Here is a 17,799-nt window from a genome sequence, read left to right as displayed (position 1 = left end):
CAAGGAACAGCCCCTCTGACAGCTTCGTCAAAGGGGCTGTTATGTCGTAGAAATAGACCTCGCTTGTTTAAATCATATCGCTAGTAGCAGGTAAATAGGTAATTGATTTTCACTTTTTCTCCATGATCATAACAGAAGAAGTCACACTTGCAGTCAATTTCCCATTTTGTTTTAATTCTGCAGTCAGATAGGAAACCGTGCGACCGAACTTCTCTACCTTGACTTCGATGTCCACTTCGCCGGTAAAGGTAGGGCGGTGAAAAGTTGTTTGCAAGTTAATTGACGCAAACGTTTGGTTTTCATGCAATAACGGAGTAATGGCATAAGCCATCATAATATCAGCCGCCGCTGCTACGAAACCTCCCATGATGACACCATTCCCATTTAGCAGCCGGTCCTCAATCGACCAGGTTCCTTTTGAATACCCTTCCCCTGCTTCCACTACTTTTACACCAAGTGTTGTATCGCAGGCCGGTGGAGCACTTTCCCCGCGGATCACTTCATTTAAATTAATCGTCTTAATCATTCTTATCCATCCTCCTATATAAATAAGCGCTTTCAAAACAATAAATAAACTATTCGTCAACGTATGCTAGATCTCCTGCATTAACATTAAATGAACGATCGTAAAAAGAGTGTTACATTGAATTTATACACTAGAAGGATAAATTAATGTGGCGGCACAGAGGATGAACAAACTCTTCAAAAACCAATACAGACGGGTGTATGAGCCATTTAAAGAGGGAAAGATACAAGTAAATTATTTAGTTGGCAGAAGGGATGAGAAAGAGATGCCGTTTATTCGGAGTGTAGTGACTGAGAATCCGCCGTATCGTTTTGATCAAAAAGAAGTAGTAAAAGTTGTAAGGAGTTTGTTTGGAGAGCATTACACCGATATTGAGCGACTATTGCGGGTATTCGGTAACGGACAAATTGAAAGCCGATATTTTGCAGCTCCATTATCATGGTTTGAGAAAGAGAGAGGATTAGAGGAAAAAAATCAGAAATATATTGAAGAATCTGTCCGTCTCGGAAGCAGAGCTGTCACAAAGTGCTTGCAAGAAGCCAAGATCAATAAAGAGGACATTGATGCCTTAATTTTTGTCTCCAGCTCGGGAATGGCGACACCGACTATTGATGCCCGTATTATGAATGAACTAAAATTTCCTGCTCATATAAAGAGAATCCCACTTTGGGGACTCGGTTGTGCAGGTGGTGCAGCAGGGATCAGCCGGGCACATGATTATTGTCTTGCTTATCCGGGCGCTAAAGTGCTCGTACTCTGCGTCGAATTATGTAGCTTAACTTTTCAGCATGCTGATATGTCAAAAAGCAATTTGATCGGCACGTCCTTATTTGCCGATGGTGCAGCGTGTGCGCTAGTTACTGGTGAAGAGGCACAAGTTGAGGGAGCAGGATTCTTTACTAAAGATACACAGTCCACACTAATGCCTGATGCTGAAGACGTTATGGGCTGGGATGTAAAAGAAGGAGGGCTGCACGTCGTTTTCTCTAGGGATATTCCGAATATTATTGAAAACTGGTTAAAGCCCAATGCCGCTCTTTTTTTAGGTAAGCTCGGCAAAGAATTAATTGAAATCGACCACTTTATTGCCCATCCAGGTGGAAAAAAAGTAATTGATGCCTACGAAAAGTCACTAGGATTTCCAAAAGAGAAAACGGCCCCATCAAGAAACGTGTTAGCCTCTCATGGGAACATGTCCTCTCCGACAGTGCTATACGTTTTAAAGGAAGTGATGAGTCAGCAGCCTGCTTCTGGTGAACAGGGACTACTCACGGCGCTTGGACCGGGGTTTAGTTCAGAGATGATCTGGATGGAATGGGGAGAGAAGCAATCATGAACTTTTTTTTTATCCTATTCATTTTTGTTGTTATCCAACGGCTGTTGGAAGTTATTTATGCTCGCTCCAATGAAAAGAGAATGAGAGCTCAGGGGGCTATAGAAATAGGAGCGGATCATTATAAATGGATTGTATGGCTCCACATCCTATTCTTTGTTTCTTGGCTAGCAGAAGCCCTTTATTTGGGAACAGAGCTGGCATGGGGGTGGCAGTGGTATTTTACTGTTTTTTTAATTGCTCAAGTACTTCGTATCTGGTCTCTTGCGTCTCTTGGTCCATTTTGGAATACAAAAATTCTTGTTCTTCCAGGAGCATGGAGAGTAAAACGTGGTCCATACCGCTGGATCTCCCATCCAAACTATGTAGTAGTAGCTACTGAGATTGTCACACTTCCGCTCATCTTCGGAGCATGGAGAACAGCATTAATTTTTTCTGTTGCAAATGCACTGTTATTGCTTTTCGTACGAATCCCTGCAGAAGAAAAGGCACTGCAAAAATTGAAAAGAATTTAAAGCAGCCGATATTTTCTTTTATTACCCCCTTTCTATCATAAGAATAAGATGAACAATCGTTGAACAAGGAGAGGAAGGATGTGAAAAATAACAAATACCTGATAGAATAGAACATAAGATTTTGATTATTTTTACTACGACACCTATATAGATAGAGAGGATAGGGATGAATATGTGGCCTTTTCCCAAGCGAAAAAAGAATGAAGTAAAGGCAAAAAAAGGATACTACATGGCTGCCAAAGACCAAATCGATGAGAGGGAAATAGAGATTTTGTCTAGTAAAGTAAGATGGGCTCTGCAGCATTCAGTTAATAAAGAAATTATTTTTTTATGCATCGGGTCCGATCGTTCGACAGGAGATTCGCTCGGCCCTCTCGTTGGAACGATGCTGAAAAAAGAAAAAATTCCCTATCCTATATACGGTACGCTGGAAGAGCCTGTCCACGCTTTAAATTTAGAAAAGGTTTTAAAGGAAATTTATAAAACACATAGTGATCCATTGGTGTTTGGAATTGATGCTTGTTTAGGGGATGAACATCAAATTGGCTTTATTCTCTTTAAAGAAGAACCGTTTATCCCGGGAAACGCTCTTAATAAAGCTTTGCCTCAAGTAGGGGATTTGCATTTGAGGGCAATAGTGAATTATTTAGATCCGCTATCACCTGCACAGTCTTTAAATAACACCCGGCTTTACACAGTGATCAATCTTGCAAAAGCAATTACGAAAGTGATCACTAAGACACTTTCTACTGAAAGGATTTCATTAACATAAAAAGTAAAAATTTTTTGGCTCTGCAAAATCGCTATTCTTTCTATTTATCTGTACTTTTCCAGTGTAATAGAAGGGGTTTGATCTTTACAGAAAGAGTAAGTTATAATTTTTATAAGGTATACGATATACAATAAAGGGAAGAGGGATGGACAATTGGCAAACAATTGGTCAGAGGAGAATTTGCTCTCTATACGCGAAAGAGCATATTTGTACTTAAAAGACTTAATATTGGACGGTGAGCTTAAGACGGGAGATCGTCTAGTAGAGAGGGAGCTGGCTGAAAAACTAAATATTAGTCGCACACCGATCCGTGAAGCCTTATTCAGATTAGAGTCACAGGGTTTTGTAAAAACAGTGCCAAGAAAAGGTGTTATTGTGGCAGATATTTCAGATAAAGAGATTATTGAAGTATTCACTATCCTTTCTTCTTTGGAGGTCTTGGCTGCGAAGTTAGCTGTTCAAAAGCTTGACGATGAAACGAAGCAAAAGTTTGCTCACTATATAGAAGAGGTAGAAACACAGCTAAAAGATGAGAAAGAATCAGATTTTTCGGACTTGCATACCGAATTAAATTACTTGTTATACAGTTCTGCAAAAAATGCCAAACTACATGAAATGCTAAGCAGCTTAACCGATTACATAAGGGCTTTTGCAAAAACAGGATTTAAAAAGTCGGGAAGACCCAGACAATCTATGGAAGAACACCTTAATATTATGAAGGCAATCATTAATCAGGAAGCTGAAATGGCAGAGTATTTAACCAAAATCCACATTGAAAATTCAAAAAAAGCTTATATAGAGGCAGTCAATCAAGACAAAAAAGCTAAAGAAAAACTCTAAAAGATCAGGAAGGACATAGAAGTCCTTCTTTTTTCATTCATTTGAAATGAGGAGAAGCTACATCATTCCTATTATATAGCCAATGTATGAGGACTATCAGACTTGCAAACGGAGGAACAGGAATAGTTTGTTGAAATTGTCTAAATTTTTAAAATCATTTGACTAAAAACTATCTTTAGTGATATATTGATTTTAATCTTTTTGACTTGTTACTAGAGATACTAAAAGAAGGAGGGATAAGATGAAGGGATTTGGATAGTAGACAGAGAATAAAAAGCCGATTGAGGGAATTCTTGTCCATCAGCCTGTTGGAGATTAGGCTGAAAAATGGCAAGAAATAATTTTTCGGAGATATTGGTATACAATGCACAGTATACAAAAAGATGAAAAACAAGATTAAAGAGAGAATACTATCTCTGTAAAAAAATAAAAGCGCTTTCTATTTGCTGTTTTTGTCTATAAAAGGAAAATATAATGAGTTGCTTTTGTACAAGTATTTTTTGCTGCTCAACTCTTCCTTCTTGCCAATGAGTATGAAATAAAGCATTGATTTGCCTGGCTTTTTATCTTATTAAACATTGGAGGAAAGATATGGAACTAACATTAGCTCACTGGCTTTATGCGCTTGTTACTGTGGCAGTTATTTCTACAATGCTCTTTAGAAAAGGGGTTGTTTTGCCTGTTATCATTGGTACATTTTTAGTAGCTATTGTATATAAAGGCAATGTTATTTCTGGATTTCAAGCAGTTTTTAACGCGAATCTTGTAGCAGCTAAAGAACTTTTCAGCATCTTTCTTATCATTTCTTTAATGATTGCTCTCCTCAATTCTTTAAAGGACTTAGGAGCTGATAAGAAATTAATTGCTCCTATACAAAAAGTAATGGTAAACGGACATGTCTCTTATTTTATTTTAATTATTATCACTTATGTTATTTCACTCTTTTTCTGGCCCACTCCTGCTGTGCCGCTCATTTGTGCTTTGCTCGTACCAGCAGCTGTCCGGGCAGGCCTTCCATTGATGACTGCCGGAATGGTTATTGTCATTGCAGGGCAAGGAATGGCGCTTTCTTCCGATTATATTATCCAGGTCGCCCCTATGCTCAGCGCAAAGGCAGCGGGAATTGATAAACTATTGGTTACTGATAAAGTGTTGGTTCTTTCCCTTGTGACTGGCTTGAGCGCCCTTTCCATTGTTTATATGAAAGCCCGAAAAGCGATTTCACAAAATTCAGCTGCTAGATCGGAAGCTGATTTTAATGAAGAGGAAAAGGCTTACTTCAATGTCGCTGATGAACTAGCTGCAACGGTAGATGAAAATGCAGAAATCGTTCAACGAAAACAAACATGGGGGAAAGTATTTGCAGTAATCGTTCCTTTATCAATGTTAGCGGTTATGATTTATATGTTTTCAACAAAGCTTGTTGGCGGTTCTGGATTTGAAGGAACAGACGGAGCGGCTTTTGTCGGAGGGGTAGCGACTATCCTATTAATATTAGCTACGATTGCTTTTAATCGCATTCATGCGCTTGATAAAATTAGTGACCATTTAACAGAAGGATTTGTCTTTGCTTTTCGAGCGATGGCTCCTGTTATTCCGATTGCTGGCTTCTTTTTTATGGGTAGTGGAGAATTCACAGGCTCGATCCTCTCTTTAAAGGAAGGAGCTGCTACGCCAGCCTTTCTCTTTGATATGGTACAGGCAGGTCAAACTTTTATTCCTCAGAACGCTCTATTTGCTGGGATTGGTATTCTTATTGTAGGTTTAATTACTGGATTGGATGGTTCTGGATTTTCTGGTCTTCCACTAACAGGGGCATTGTCTGGTGCATTAGCAGATGGAGTAGGGATGGACCCGTCAACGATGGCCGCGATTGGACAAATGGGAGCGATCTGGGGAGGAGGAACCATTGTTGCCTGGTCTTCACTTGTAGCTGTAGCAGGCTTTCTTCAATTGTCGCCGATTGAACTGGCCAGAAAGAATTTTATCCCGGTTATAGTTGGGTTATTCATTGCGACATTGCTGGCTATTGTAATTTGGTAATGACAGCTTCAAAGGCGATTGTTTAGCACGCAGGACGACCTGAAAGACAGAAACCAACTGTTCTTTTGGATCGTCCTGTTTTAAAGTAGGAAAGAAAGGAGAGTGAGATTATGAGAGTTGGTTTGATAGGGATAGGAAAATTAGGCATGGCCATGATGAAGCATTGGTCTGACAGCAATCAAACAGTAGCAGTATATCACCCAGACAAGTTGAAAGCAGAAAAGTTTGTTCAACATTATCAACACGGACAGGTACTCATGGAGAAAGATCTTCTAAACTTAGATATTCTTGTTCTAGCTTTGCCGGCGAAAGAGGTCATTCCGTTTATTGAGCAATTTATAGCTAAAGAAATCGGTACTTCCAGCATGCATGTCGTTAACATGGCTACCACTCTTTATACGAAAGAAGTAAAACACAAATTTCCCCACTTATCCATTTATGGGGTAAAGTTTATGGGCCATAGCAGAGAGTTACTGGAGCGGGGGAATGGCCTATTTATTGCAGAGTCCCCATTGCCATCTAGCATCCAAAAAATATTTCAATTTCTCGGTGAAATCAAGCAGGATAGTGAAGAGCGGCTAGTTCAAGTGAATAAATTAGCAACTTATCATGCAGTTAAAACAGCCTTAGACATTGAACGTGAATTCACAAAGAAAGAACTTGATATAAAATATGTCGAACGAGCGTTAACTTCCATTGCTCCCGAAGTGTTGCGTTCTTACAGTGAAGGAACACTTGGTCATTTCGGGAGAGAGGTCGCAGCTGAATTGCAGAGGGAGCGTAGAAGTATTCTCGACAGGACATAAAAGGGAAGGCATAAAAGAAAGGCTGGCCCATATGTGAAGTTTATTTGCATACGAGCCAGTCTTTTTGAATATTTAGGGGGTCAGTAGCTGCAACATAAATAGGTATATCGCCACACACCCAATATAAAGGAAGGTAAACCCAAGATTCCAATTAGATATCTTGTAGGAGCTTTCTTTTGCAATATTGGACATCAAACCAATCGTTGCATTATACGGTCCTACTAAGAATGCAGACACCGCCCCAGCAAGCATGGCAACAGTCAGAACGGCTGGAGAAATTCCAATGACATCAGGAGCTAAAGCCTCTGCCATTAGAGCGAGCGTAACAGCAGGATGCAAACCGATAAAGGCAAAAGCCAAAGGGATAAGAGGCAGCAATATTAAAAAGAATTCTACGCCAATGACATTGATCAGGCTTGTAATCCAATCATATAGCAATTCATTGGTATGAGAGATTTTGATGGTTGAAATGAAAAAACCAGCAGACAGGTAAATAAAAAACTGATCCTTCATGCCAATAGAAAAAGCTCTAAAATGCTCCAATAATTGTTTGCCAAATGCTTTTCCTTTCCTTAATAAGAGCGACCAGACAAACGCAAAGGGAATAACTGCTAATGATACAAGAGTTAAAAAGGAATAAGAGAATTGCAGTTCAGCGATAGAAATAGTTACATTGAAAATAAGAATAGCGATCAAAATTTGCCATACCCGGCCCGCACGACTCGCTGGATGTTGTTCTACACTGACAGCCATTTCATGCATCGAGATACTGTCAGAAGAGAGGGGCATCTTTTTGGCTTTGCGGGAGCCTATGTACCAATCCATCAGCAATCCAAATAAGCTTAATGGAATAAGGTAGGGAAGAACAGAAACCCAGCTTACACCTGTCATTACAATTACAATTCCAACGATAGGGGTTACTGGTGCCCATGTTAAAGGCATGGCAAACCCGCGTGTAATTGCCCGGCTCATAAAGCGCTCTTTATGCTGAACAGGGAAAATGCTGAGGGCGGGCCTAATGGAATGATAAGTCATTGGCAAAGTAGCTAAATTCATAAAAATACTAAAAAAATAAGAGATACCAGAAGTAAGCATATAAAGGTGTCCAGGTGTTTTTACCTTCTTCTGAATAAGAGACTGAATACTGCTTCCATATTCACCAAGTCGAATAGGTATGCCTAATATAGGAATAAGTACAAACATGGTTAGCAAGTCGAGCATCGGACCGAAAGAGAGAAGGTATTCCTGCCAAGATGCCCCGCTTGTCCAAAGCAGCCATAGGCCAGAGGCTAGAAAAATACTTCCCAATATTTGAACGAATTTTTTGGTTGCCCAAAATGTAATTGCCACCGCCGTAAGACAAAGAACAGAGAGAAGCGGCTGGATATCCCACTGGGGGAAGAGAGCAGAGAATAAATAGAAAGTGATAAGAACCAAAAACAAAAATCTGAGCATATGATCACCTAGCCTTTAATAATAGAGCGGACCCCGGTGTAATGTGAATTCGAAACACCACTCTTTTAATCGTGGAACGTTCTTTTATAGAAAAAGGTATACCAAAAAGGGCTGTTCAAGCAATGTTTTCTTAGTTTTTTCATAATTATATAATAATTTTGGTATTTGGTATACAATTTTATTGTTTTTTTTAATATTCATAGTATAATAAAACTAATTAATCAGTGGAGGGGTCAAAATGTATAACTTTTTATTTGGTTCTAAAAGAGCAATGGAGAAAGCAGAAAAAAAATTATTGAGATTGAGAAAAACACTTAATTTCTAAAGAATTGCAGGGCTATTCCATTGAATAGCCCTATTTTTATACATAGATGCTTCAAAAGAAGGTAAATAAAAAAGTCGGAGAGAATAGTTTTTCTCTCCGACTGGGAAGCCGATTGTCTACACGATTAGCTAAACAGCTACATGTTCTGATTTAACAAGTTTAGAATGCATCGAATCGGTACTATTCCCAGAAGCTTTAACAATTTCATCTAATTCTTCACGCGCTGCTTCAATGCTTTCAAATTTCTCAAAAAATTTAATGCCAATGTGATTGACGTATTCTTTTCCTTCATATTCTTCAAACAACTGAATTTTCATATCGTCATCTAACACTTCCGCAATGGTATACTTAGCCTTTAGATTATCAAAGAAATAAAAGTGATAAGTTTCAACCGGTTTTAATCCTTCATTATCGAGTACGGTTTGGAACGTATCTTTATTTGTTAATACTACATATTTTCCCACTTTCAACACTCCTTCATTAGATTAATTAATTTAAACTACTCTTGGAAAGGAAGACAAAGAAAGGTAACTATCTTTTTTTTTGGTGTTTTGTATACCAAATAATTCTATATCCCAGTCTAAACGATATTTTTCAAAAGTTCAAGATGTATTCTAAATATTTTAATAATTCTAATATATATTTGCTTTTTTTCTTTGGAAAGGCTATAATTTGGGCAGATATCCATTTTCATTTAATAAACAGAAAAGGAGCAGTGCTATGCCGAAAGTCAAACTTCATGTAGATGGATCCATTGTAGAACAAGAAGTAAAGGACAATGCTAATTTAGTCGTTTTGGCAGCGATCAGACAATTTCCTAAATTAAAGTATGGTTGTGGGATGGGTAGATGCACGAAATGCACCTGTCAAGTGATTGAAGGTACAGAGTCTCTCGGACCGCCAAACTGGAAAGAAGAAAAAATGCTCGGTGACAAAGTAAATGAGGGTTACCGGCTAACTTGTCAGTTAACAATCACAGGTGATGTTGAATTGTCGCAAGAAAACATTTCAATAAAGCCGCCCAAAAAACGAACCACTGCTACGATGAAGTAGTTTTTATTTTTTAACAATAAAGGTATACAAAATGCCAAAAGTCAAAAGCTGTTCAGGAGTTGATTGGCAATGAAGTGTTACAACTTAACGAAAATGACGTGGGAAGAAGTGGAGTCAGCGTTAGAAACTGTTCAGCTTGCAGTTGTACCTGTTGGTGCTCATGAACAGCATGGACCGCATATGACAGAAAGCTGCGATGCTGTACTGGCAGAGAAAATGGCTGAGCGGCTCGGTGATAGGATGTTTCCTTACGTGCTGATTACTCCAACAATTAGTATGGGCGTATCGCCACATCATTTGAATTTTCCTGGGACAATTTCTCTGCAGCCAGATACGTTAATCGCTATTTTAAGAGATGTTGTCTCGTCTTTACAACATCACGGTATTAAAAAGTTCTTGTTTTTAAATGCGCATGGTGGAAATATGGCTACCCTAAATACAGCATCCGCACTTTTGTCTAAAGAATTTGAAGTGGAAGTTTATTATGCTAAAACGACTGCTGCCGCAAAAGAATCTATAAAAAGTTATATTTCTTCTCCATTATTTGGACACAGCTGTGAGAGAGAAGTGTCCGAAGCCCTTTATTTAGCTCCAGAACTTGTACGTAAAGATAAGATAACAAAGGGAGAGATTCAAATTGAGGGAAGGTGGCGGCAGCTAAGGCCCGGCGGTGCTATTCAAGGCTTTTATCGTTATGAGGAGATGACAAAAAACGGCTGTATTGGAAATGCCATGGAGGCGAGTCGTGAAATAGGAGAAAAGATTGTCGAGGAGGCGCTTAACCGTTTGACGGAAGAGCTTTTGGAGTTGTTAGATTTAGAGAGAGTGAATATCAATGAGTTAAATTTTAAAAAAATTTGAAATATTATGTTTACAAATAAAGTGAAATAGTTTAGTATCAGTTCTAGAGGTATACCAAATAGTTTAATATAGTTCAAAAAGAGAGGGATAGAAGAGCCAATCTTTTTATTTTTAAACATATTTGGTATACAAAATATCAAATACCAATTTAAGTGCACCAATAAACCTAAGGAGGAGATTCATTATGACAGGTTTGTTATCGAAAGACGAATTTCGGAAAGAGTTAGAAGAAGCGATCAAGGGCAATCACAGCCAAAAGGCGCCATTCACTATTGCTTGGGCTGAAGGAAAATTGGAAAGAAAGCATTTTGCTAAATGGGCTGAAAATCACTACCATTACGTCGGGCCGTTCGCGGATTACCTGGCCTACATTTATCACAATACTCCTGATAATCCCAAATACACTTCTGCAAAAGACTTTACTTTACAAAACATGTATGAAGAAGAAATCGCTGCTGATCGCCATACTGATTTGCTCATTCGATTTGCAGAAGCTTGTGGAACAACGGGCGAACGCGTAATGGATCCAAATAATATGGCACCTACTACATTGGGCCTCCAAAGCTGGTGCTATGCAGTAGCGGCTCGTGAACATTTTGTTGTTGCCACTGCAGCTTTAGTTGTCGGTTTAGAATCTCAAGTTCCTGATATTTATAGAAAGCAAACACCAGCTTTACGTGAGGCATACGGATTTACAGATGAAGAAATTGAATTCTTCGATTTGCATATTGTATCGGATGAGATTCATGGAGAGCGCGGTTACAAAATTGTACTCGACCATGCCGATACACCTGAACTCCAGCAACGTTGCCTAGAAATCGTTCGTGTAGGGGCAAAGATGCGGCGGATGTATATGGATGGCTTATGGAGAGAGTATCTGGAGAAAGATCTTGGAGCATTAGTCCAATCTTAATGAACAATTAAACAATCAGCTCAATAAAGAGGTTTTAACTGGATGAGCATTTATAGCGGACCGTCAAATTTAATCTTGTGAAATCGAGGTTGTGAGTGACGGTCCGTTTTTCTTAGGGAATTTGTTTTCGCAAGAAAGGAAAGACATTAAGAAGAAAAGGTGATAATTGTGTTGACAACCAAAGTAATTACGTTCAGCAATTACATTAATGGCCAGTGGACAGAGTCTACAAGCGGCCGAACATTCGATAGTCTTAATCCTGCTAATAAAGAAGAAATCGTTGGTACGTTTCAAGCCTCAAACGATCAAGATATACAGCTTGCTATTGAAGCGGCCAACCGAGCTTTTCCGCAGTGGGCACAGACAGCTCCTTCCAAGCGGGCAGCTATCTTGAATCAAGCAGCAAGTATATTGGAAGAAAATGCAGATAAGCTGGCGGAGGAGTTAACCCGAGAAGAAGGAAAGCATATTAAGGATGCCAGAAATGAGGTCATAAGATCCGCACAAACATTTCGCTACTATGCGGTAGAGGGGCAGAGCTTTACCGGAGAAACCTTTCCGAACGATGATCCTCATATGAACGTGTCAACGGAAAGGGAACCGCTTGGTGTGGTTAGTGTGATTACTCCATGGAACTTTCCGCTTTCTATTCCCGCTAGAAAGATTGCGCCAGCTTTGATTACTGGAAATACGGTTGTATTCAAGCCTTCATCTGATACCCCGCTCATTGCTTTGCGTCTCGTTGAGGCATTACATAATGCCGGCATTCCTGAAGGCGTTATTAACTTCGTTACAGGAAAGTCATCGGACATAGGCAATCTGCTTGTTACCCATCCTTCGGTAAAGGCGGTTACTTTTACAGGATCAACGGCTGCAGGAGAGGATATTCACCGGAAATCATCCTTTACTACCCGGACACAAATGGAATTGGGAGGAAAAAACCCGATTATTGTTATGGATGATGCCGATATTGAACTAGCAGTGAACTTAACGATTAATGGTGGATTTTCCTTAACCGGACAGGCGTGCACTGGAACGAGCCGAGTGATTGTTCTAGAGGACGTGAAAGAAAGCTATATTCAAAAGCTAATTGAGAAAACAAGTGAGTTGAAAATTGGCAGTGGTTTTGAGGATGGAGTAAAAATTGGACCGCTCGCCAATGAAAAGCAGCTTAAAAATGTTTTGAAATACATTTCCTATGGAAAAGAAGACGGCGCTTCTTTAGTGTATGGCGGTGAACAGCTGACGGGAAAAGAATATCGTAATGGGTTTTATGTGCAACCGGCTGTTTTCACAGATGTCAGGCCGGATATGCGAATTGCAAGAGAAGAGATTTTTGGACCTGTTGTGGCGGTTATAGCAGTAGAAACATACGAAGAGGCTATAGCAATTGCCAATGATGTCGAGTATGGGTTATCAGCATCGATCGTCACAAATAACCTGAAGATTGCCCATCAATTTACAAAAGAAATTCAAGCGGGAACAGTCAAAGTAAATCGAACAACCACCGGTAACTTAATGAATGCTCCTTTCGGAGGCTTGAAAAAATCAAGCACCTCTACATTCCGTGAATCGGGTAGAACGGGGTTAGAATTTTTCACTCAAGTGAAAACAGTTTATATCGGCTATTAATAAAGAAAAGTAGAGGAGAACATAAATGAAAAAAGTATTAAAGCTAGAATTAGAAGAAGCGAAATTAATGATTGAAGCAGCAAAACAAAAATCAGAAGAAATACAGGTGCTCGAAACCATTGCCATAGTTGATGACGGAGGGAATCTTCTGGCCCTTGAACGGATGAATGGAGCGAGAATCACTGGACCGGAAATCGCCATCGCAAAAGCTTATACGGCATCCGGTCACAAGCGGTCTACCCATCTATTCAATAAAGAACCAAATGGACCTGCTCTTCCGGGAAATGAAGCATTTGGCATTCAATTGATGATCCCGGGTAAGTTTGCTGTATTTGTCGGTGGTTTTCCAATAGTGGTGAACGGTGAAGTAATTGGTGGAATCGGCATTAGCGGAGGGAATGGAGAACAGGATACGGCGGTTGGAACCGCTGCTTTGCAAGCCTTGCAGCAGCACCTTGAAAAAGACGGCTTAGAGGTAATCACAGAAGCTGATATAAAAAAATAAACATAGCGGGGACCTCATTCATAGTACCTGTCCAGGGTGGATGAGGTCCTTATTCGCCAATGGCTGAAGGCCCCATTCATTTTTATTAGAGAGAAAGGAAGATTTATTTGAAAGCTTATGTGGATTTAGCTATTGGGTTTGCCCGAACTGGTGTAACCGGCTATGGAGGCGGTCCTTCTACTATTCCGCTAATTGAGTACGAAGCAGTAGAAAAGTACAAGTGGGTGACAGAAGAGGAGTTTGGAGAAATACTAGCGCTTGCTAACACGTTACCTGGACCGATCGCTACGAAAATGGCAGCCTATATCGGGTTTAAAGTAAAAGGAAATTTAGGAGCAACTGTGGCGATTCTTACGCATATTGTACCATCTATTGTGGCGATGATTTTCTTATTGGGAGCACTGTATACTTTTCGACAGTCGCCAATAGTGAGCGGGATGGTTCAAGGCGTGACTCCAGTGATTGGATTTATGCTTGCAGAAATGGCTTATCGTTTTTTTGAAAATGGACGCAAGGGGCTAGGGCTATCAAGAATGCTTATATTTTCTATCGCTTCCCTCATATTTGTAGAACCGCTTGGCCTGCATCCCGGTATCTTAATCGCTGTTTTCCTCGCTACCGCTTTCTTCATTGCCTCCTACAAGGAAAAGGAAGCAGCTCGTGCGAATGAAAACAACATGCAAAGAAAGGAAAAAAGCTTATGATCTATTGGGATATTTTTTGGGCATTCTTCATTGCTAATTTGCTTGGCTACGGAGGCGGGCCATCAACCATTCCGTTGATTCAAAATGAAGTGGTTGAAAATTACGACTGGATGTCATTATCAGACTTTGCCGATGTGTTAGCGATTGCCAATGCGCTGCCAGGCCCCATCGCAACGAAACTGGCAGGCTTTATCGGGTATGATTTAGGGGGTGTTCTTGGTGCCGTGATAGCACTAGCGGCGACAATCCTTCCTTCTGCTATTGCCGTTATTATTTTATTTAAGTTTATAAACTTATTTAAAGATTCCCCTAAGGTTAAGTTGATGACAAAATCAGTTCAGCCAATTATTGCTGTATTACTCGCAGTGATGGCTTATCAATTTTTTTTAACGGCTTTTGAAGATAGCGGGGTATTCCACCTTTTATTATTGACGTTAGCCAGTTATTTGACACTTGGAAAACTAAAGGTCCATCCGTCATTAGTCATCGTTTGTGCTCTTTTTTACGGGGGATTTTTTTTATCATGATGGAGAGTAAGGAAGCTTGAAATAAAAAGCGGGTGATTATATGGAGATGAATTGGAAAGAGGAAAGTTTTTTATCCATACGGGAGTATGCCTATTTATATTTAAAAGAACGGATTCTTGAAGGGAAATATAAAGCAGGGGACCGTCTAATTGAAAGAGAGCTTGCTGCAAAGTTAGCCATTAGCCGTACACCGATCCGTGAGGCTCTATTTCGTCTCGAATCTCAAGGGTTTGTTCAAACAGTGCCAAGAAAAGGTGTTGTCGTTTCAGAGATTTCTGAAGAAGAGGTTATTGAAGTATTTACCATTCTTTCTTCATTAGAAGTGCTTGCAGCAAAATTAGCCGCACAGAGGATGGATGAAGAGACACAAAAAGAATTAGACGAAAAATCCAACAGTTATTAAAGCTAGAAGAACAAGGGGAAGAAGATTTTAATAGTGAACACATCCAGATGAATCATCTTCTTAATAAGGCAGCCAAGAGTCCAAAATTATTCGAGATCTTATCGGGTTTAACAGATTATATTCATATGTCAGCAAATATGGGGTATGAAACGCCCGGAAGAAGAAAGGAGTCCTTAAAAGAACATCTTGATATTATGAAGGCTCTACGCAATAAAGAAATAGAAATGGCTGAATACTTAATGAGAATACACATTGAAAACTCTAAAAAAGCATATATCAGCTATATTCAACAAGTGAAAGAAAAAAGAACGAAAAACTAATAGTGTATAGACAGTTTATACGTAAAAATTCTGACATTTTTATATTGTTAGAAAATTGGTAATATGGTATATTGTATACCAAACAAAAGAGGAGGAAGAAAAAATGCCTAACATTCATTTTATTAATAGCCAAAAAACATTGGAAGTTCCGGAACACTCTAATATTTTAAGAATGTCTCTCCGCTATGATGGGGAATTGCCAAATCGCTGCGGCGGCGGAATTTGTGGTACCTGTGTATTTAAGACAGAAGAAGGGGTCGAATTTCTCGATAACGTAAAAATACAGGAAAGAAGAAAATTAGGAGAAGAGTGGCTGGAAAAAGGCTATCGATTAGGATGCCAGACATTTGTGACTACAGGTGATATTGCTGTTTCCTGGGATGAGGAAGTCACTCAACAAGTGAAAAAGAGAAAACCAGATAAACTGAAAAAAGAAGTATCCACGACTAAATAAATGCTTTTATCCAATTACTTCTTGAGAATCCCTGACAAAATCAATTTATAAGAGGTGACAGCATGTGGGTCTGCAATAGTCATATGAAAGAAGCGTTAACATTATTAGAAGCACCTCATATCAGTAAAACTCCTTATCAAATTAAATGTTCTCTTTGCAATGATCGCGCAGTGGCCAAAATCTATTATGCACATGAGCCTCTTAGCTATAAACGCAAGCAAACACTCTATTACTTAACAAAAAGTGAGCCAAAACAATCTGTTTAAAATAATGTCCCTGTTAAAGATAAACGTTTTTTAACAGATCATTGGAGCGAAAGGCGGCCATTGCCCCTATAGGAGCGCACGTGACACAGAGGATGATGGATTGCTGCAGGGAAAATCAACAATTAAGTAGAACAGAGTCAACATACTAATTAGGCAGCGATGAACGTTCATTCGAAAAGTTTTTTTAAAGTATAAACACTAATAAGAAGTAAACAGTCATTCAAATCATTATTATAGGAGGATCTTTCGGTGAACGATCACCAGAACAAATTATATGATATCACGGTAATTGGCGGAGGGCCTGCTGGACTTTTTACTGTTTTCTATGGAGGAATGCGCCAGTCTTCCGTTAAAATCATTGACAGCATGCCTAAATTAGGCGGACAATTAGCCGCACTCTATCCCGAGAAATTTATTTATGATGTAGCAGGATTTCCGAAAATTCGTGCTCAAGAGCTTATTGATGCTTTAAAGGAGCAAGCTCTCTTATTCAATCCGGCTGTTGCACTTGAAGAGTGTGCGCTACATGTTGAAAAACAAGTGGATGGCTTTAAAATTACAACGGATAAAGCCGTCCACTTCTCAAAAACAATTATTATTACAGGCGGAGCAGGAGCTTTTGAACCGAGACGCTTGCCGCATGAATCAGCTGGTTTATATGAGTCGAAAAACCTTCATTATTTTATTAACGATCTTCATCAGTTTGCTGATAAGAAGGTTGTCATTAATGGCGGAGGAGACTCGGCTGTAGACTGGGCATTAATGATTGAACCGATTGCCAGAGAAGTAACTCTTATTCATCGGCGAGATAAGTTTCGTGCTCATGAACATAGCGTCAATCAATTGAAACAATCGAGTGTCAATATTTTAACTCCTTATCAGATTAAAGAGTTAAGAGGAAAGGGAAAATTGGAAAAAATTATTGTTGCTAATAACCAAACATCTGAAGAAAGACTAATAGAATTAGATGATTTAATCGTAAACTTTGGCTTTATATCAAGTCTGGGAGAAATAAAGAACTGGGGGCTTGATATTCAAAAGGGGAGTATCGTTGTGAATTCCAAAATGGAAACAAATATTCCGGGGATTTATGCAGCAGGAGATATATGCACATACCCTGGCAAAGTAAAGCTGATAGCAGTAGGTTTTGGTGAGGCTCCGACGGCAGTTAATAATGCAAAGGCTTATATGGATCCACAGGCAAGAGTGCAGCCGCTTCACAGCACATCCATAGGGCTGCCTGAAGCAGTCCTGATAGGAAAATAGATAAAGGGAAGGAGATTAAGGGTGGCCAAATATACAATTGTGGATAGAGAAACTTGTATTGCATGCGGATCTTGTGGGGCAGAAGCACCAGAAATTTTTGATTATGATGAAGAAGGAATCTCCTACGTCTTGTTAGACGATAATCAAGGAACAACTCCCATACCAGATAATTTAACCGAAGGGCTTGAAGATGCATTTGATGGCTGTCCAACGGAGTCTATTCGGATTTCTGATGCATCGTTCGACGGGGATCCAAACAAGTTCGAGTAATGAAAGCAGG

At 39.5% G+C, this 17,799-nt stretch carries 22 protein-coding genes; 19 read left to right on the top strand and 3 right to left on the bottom strand.

Features of this window, described 5'->3' with window-relative positions; genetic code table 11:
• Positions 1-109: 109 nt before the first annotated feature.
• Positions 110-526, bottom strand: coding sequence for a PaaI family thioesterase (locus MKZ02_RS18815; protein WP_120036620.1), 417 nt, complete (start codon positions 524-526; stop codon positions 110-112).
• 265 nt (positions 527-791) lie between these two features.
• Between MKZ02_RS18815 and MKZ02_RS18810 the strand changes: the two genes are divergently transcribed.
• The 6 genes from MKZ02_RS18810 (at position 792) to MKZ02_RS18785 (ending at position 6,835) form a co-directional block, all read left to right on the top strand.
• Positions 792-1,862 carry a type III polyketide synthase gene (locus tag MKZ02_RS18810; RefSeq protein ID WP_340856459.1) on the top strand — a complete coding sequence of 357 codons (1,071 nt, stop codon included), beginning with the start codon at positions 792-794 and terminating at the stop codon, positions 1,860-1,862.
• The gene (locus MKZ02_RS18805; RefSeq protein WP_340855275.1) at positions 1,859-2,374 is read left to right on the top strand and encodes an isoprenylcysteine carboxyl methyltransferase family protein; all 516 of its coding nucleotides are present in this window, start codon (positions 1,859-1,861) and stop codon (positions 2,372-2,374) included. Before MKZ02_RS18810 ends, MKZ02_RS18805 begins: the two co-directional genes overlap by 4 nt.
• 166 nt (positions 2,375-2,540) lie before the next feature.
• Entirely contained in the window at positions 2,541-3,146 is a 606-nt protein-coding gene (gene yyaC / locus MKZ02_RS18800) for a spore protease YyaC (protein WP_340855273.1), read from the top strand.
• Between the two features lie 153 nt (positions 3,147-3,299).
• The gene (locus MKZ02_RS18795; protein ID WP_340855270.1) at positions 3,300-3,986 is read left to right on the top strand and encodes a GntR family transcriptional regulator; all 687 of its coding nucleotides are present in this window, start codon (positions 3,300-3,302) and stop codon (positions 3,984-3,986) included.
• Between the two features lie 591 nt (positions 3,987-4,577).
• Positions 4,578-6,029, top strand: coding sequence for a hypothetical protein (locus tag MKZ02_RS18790; protein WP_120036624.1), 1,452 nt, complete (start codon positions 4,578-4,580; stop codon positions 6,027-6,029).
• Between the two features lie 110 nt (positions 6,030-6,139).
• On the top strand, positions 6,140-6,835 hold the full coding sequence (locus tag MKZ02_RS18785) for an NAD(P)-binding domain-containing protein (RefSeq protein ID WP_340855268.1): 696 nt from the start codon (positions 6,140-6,142) through the stop codon (positions 6,833-6,835).
• 72 nt (positions 6,836-6,907) lie between these two features.
• Here MKZ02_RS18785 and MKZ02_RS18780 read toward each other — a convergent pair whose 3' ends face one another.
• Positions 6,908-8,290: a hypothetical protein gene (locus MKZ02_RS18780; protein ID WP_340855265.1), complete on the bottom strand. Its 1,383-nt coding sequence runs from the start codon at positions 8,288-8,290 to the stop codon at positions 6,908-6,910.
• 453 nt (positions 8,291-8,743) lie between these two features.
• Positions 8,744-9,079: a hypothetical protein gene (locus MKZ02_RS18775; protein WP_120036626.1), complete on the bottom strand. Its 336-nt coding sequence runs from the start codon at positions 9,077-9,079 to the stop codon at positions 8,744-8,746.
• Positions 9,080-9,335: 256 nt separating this feature from the next.
• On the opposite strand from MKZ02_RS18775, the gene MKZ02_RS18770 reads away from it, so the two are divergent.
• The 13 genes from MKZ02_RS18770 (at position 9,336) to MKZ02_RS18710 (ending at position 17,789) form a co-directional block, all read left to right on the top strand.
• On the top strand, positions 9,336-9,668 hold the full coding sequence (locus MKZ02_RS18770; protein WP_120036627.1) for a 2Fe-2S iron-sulfur cluster-binding protein: 333 nt from the start codon (positions 9,336-9,338) through the stop codon (positions 9,666-9,668).
• Between the two features lie 69 nt (positions 9,669-9,737).
• Positions 9,738-10,529, top strand: a complete 792-nt coding sequence (locus MKZ02_RS18765) for a creatininase family protein (RefSeq protein WP_340855261.1) — start codon at positions 9,738-9,740, stop codon at positions 10,527-10,529.
• 184 nt (positions 10,530-10,713) lie between these two features.
• Positions 10,714-11,442 (top strand): TenA family transcriptional regulator, encoded by a 729-nt coding sequence (locus MKZ02_RS18760; RefSeq protein WP_120036629.1) that lies wholly within the window; start codon positions 10,714-10,716, stop codon positions 11,440-11,442.
• 165 nt (positions 11,443-11,607) lie between these two features.
• Positions 11,608-13,074 (top strand): aldehyde dehydrogenase family protein, encoded by a 1,467-nt coding sequence (locus MKZ02_RS18755; protein ID WP_340856457.1) that lies wholly within the window; start codon positions 11,608-11,610, stop codon positions 13,072-13,074.
• A 25-nt stretch (positions 13,075-13,099) separates the two neighbouring features.
• On the top strand, positions 13,100-13,579 hold the full coding sequence (locus MKZ02_RS18750; protein WP_340855259.1) for a GlcG/HbpS family heme-binding protein: 480 nt from the start codon (positions 13,100-13,102) through the stop codon (positions 13,577-13,579).
• 107 nt (positions 13,580-13,686) lie between these two features.
• On the top strand, positions 13,687-14,283 hold the full coding sequence (locus MKZ02_RS18745; RefSeq protein ID WP_120036632.1) for a chromate transporter: 597 nt from the start codon (positions 13,687-13,689) through the stop codon (positions 14,281-14,283).
• A complete protein-coding gene (locus tag MKZ02_RS18740; protein WP_120036633.1) occupies positions 14,280-14,810 on the top strand; it encodes a chromate transporter in 531 nt (176 codons plus the stop codon). The genes MKZ02_RS18745 and MKZ02_RS18740 overlap by 4 nt, the downstream gene beginning before the upstream one ends.
• Positions 14,811-14,850: 40 nt before the next feature.
• Entirely contained in the window at positions 14,851-15,213 is a 363-nt protein-coding gene (locus MKZ02_RS18735) for a GntR family transcriptional regulator (RefSeq protein ID WP_340855257.1), read from the top strand.
• Positions 15,186-15,533: an FCD domain-containing protein gene (locus tag MKZ02_RS18730; RefSeq protein WP_340856455.1), complete on the top strand. Its 348-nt coding sequence runs from the start codon at positions 15,186-15,188 to the stop codon at positions 15,531-15,533. Before MKZ02_RS18735 ends, MKZ02_RS18730 begins: the two co-directional genes overlap by 28 nt.
• A gap of 103 nt (positions 15,534-15,636) precedes the next feature.
• Positions 15,637-15,987 (top strand): 2Fe-2S iron-sulfur cluster-binding protein, encoded by a 351-nt coding sequence (locus MKZ02_RS18725; RefSeq protein ID WP_340855254.1) that lies wholly within the window; start codon positions 15,637-15,639, stop codon positions 15,985-15,987.
• 62 nt (positions 15,988-16,049) lie between these two features.
• Positions 16,050-16,253 carry a hypothetical protein gene (locus MKZ02_RS18720; protein ID WP_120036636.1) on the top strand — a complete coding sequence of 68 codons (204 nt, stop codon included), beginning with the start codon at positions 16,050-16,052 and terminating at the stop codon, positions 16,251-16,253.
• 249 nt (positions 16,254-16,502) lie between these two features.
• Positions 16,503-17,519 (top strand): NAD(P)/FAD-dependent oxidoreductase, encoded by a 1,017-nt coding sequence (locus MKZ02_RS18715; protein ID WP_340855249.1) that lies wholly within the window; start codon positions 16,503-16,505, stop codon positions 17,517-17,519.
• Between the two features lie 21 nt (positions 17,520-17,540).
• The gene (locus MKZ02_RS18710; RefSeq protein WP_120036638.1) at positions 17,541-17,789 is read left to right on the top strand and encodes a ferredoxin; all 249 of its coding nucleotides are present in this window, start codon (positions 17,541-17,543) and stop codon (positions 17,787-17,789) included.
• The last annotated feature ends 10 nt before the right edge of the window (positions 17,790-17,799 follow it).

This window comes from Pseudobacillus sp. FSL P4-0506, assembly GCF_038003025.1.
Classification (GTDB): domain Bacteria; phylum Bacillota; class Bacilli; order Bacillales; family Domibacillaceae; genus Pseudobacillus.
Note: the sequence above shows the minus strand (reverse complement) of the source record. Positions and strands in the feature narration are given on the sequence as shown.

Bases quoted from the DNA above. Each gene is read 5' to 3' on its own strand.
- MKZ02_RS18815 (WP_120036620.1), bottom strand. From the start codon at position 526: ATGATTAAGACGATTAATTTAAATGAAGTGATCCGCGGGGAAAGTGCT.
- MKZ02_RS18810 (WP_340856459.1), top strand. From the start codon at position 792: ATGCCGTTTATTCGGAGTGTAGTGACTGAGAATCCGCCGTATCGTTTT.
- MKZ02_RS18805 (WP_340855275.1), top strand. From the start codon at position 1,859: ATGAACTTTTTTTTTATCCTATTCATTTTTGTTGTTATCCAACGGCTG.
- yyaC (WP_340855273.1), top strand. From the start codon at position 2,541: ATGAATATGTGGCCTTTTCCCAAGCGAAAAAAGAATGAAGTAAAGGCA.
- MKZ02_RS18790 (WP_120036624.1), top strand. From the start codon at position 4,578: ATGGAACTAACATTAGCTCACTGGCTTTATGCGCTTGTTACTGTGGCA.
- MKZ02_RS18785 (WP_340855268.1), top strand. From the start codon at position 6,140: ATGAGAGTTGGTTTGATAGGGATAGGAAAATTAGGCATGGCCATGATG.
- MKZ02_RS18780 (WP_340855265.1), bottom strand. From the start codon at position 8,290: ATGCTCAGATTTTTGTTTTTGGTTCTTATCACTTTCTATTTATTCTCT.
- MKZ02_RS18770 (WP_120036627.1), top strand. From the start codon at position 9,336: ATGCCGAAAGTCAAACTTCATGTAGATGGATCCATTGTAGAACAAGAA.
- MKZ02_RS18765 (WP_340855261.1), top strand. From the start codon at position 9,738: ATGAAGTGTTACAACTTAACGAAAATGACGTGGGAAGAAGTGGAGTCA.
- MKZ02_RS18760 (WP_120036629.1), top strand. From the start codon at position 10,714: ATGACAGGTTTGTTATCGAAAGACGAATTTCGGAAAGAGTTAGAAGAA.
- MKZ02_RS18750 (WP_340855259.1), top strand. From the start codon at position 13,100: ATGAAAAAAGTATTAAAGCTAGAATTAGAAGAAGCGAAATTAATGATT.
- MKZ02_RS18740 (WP_120036633.1), top strand. From the start codon at position 14,280: ATGATCTATTGGGATATTTTTTGGGCATTCTTCATTGCTAATTTGCTT.
- MKZ02_RS18735 (WP_340855257.1), top strand. From the start codon at position 14,851: ATGGAGATGAATTGGAAAGAGGAAAGTTTTTTATCCATACGGGAGTAT.
- MKZ02_RS18725 (WP_340855254.1), top strand. From the start codon at position 15,637: ATGCCTAACATTCATTTTATTAATAGCCAAAAAACATTGGAAGTTCCG.
- MKZ02_RS18720 (WP_120036636.1), top strand. From the start codon at position 16,050: ATGTGGGTCTGCAATAGTCATATGAAAGAAGCGTTAACATTATTAGAA.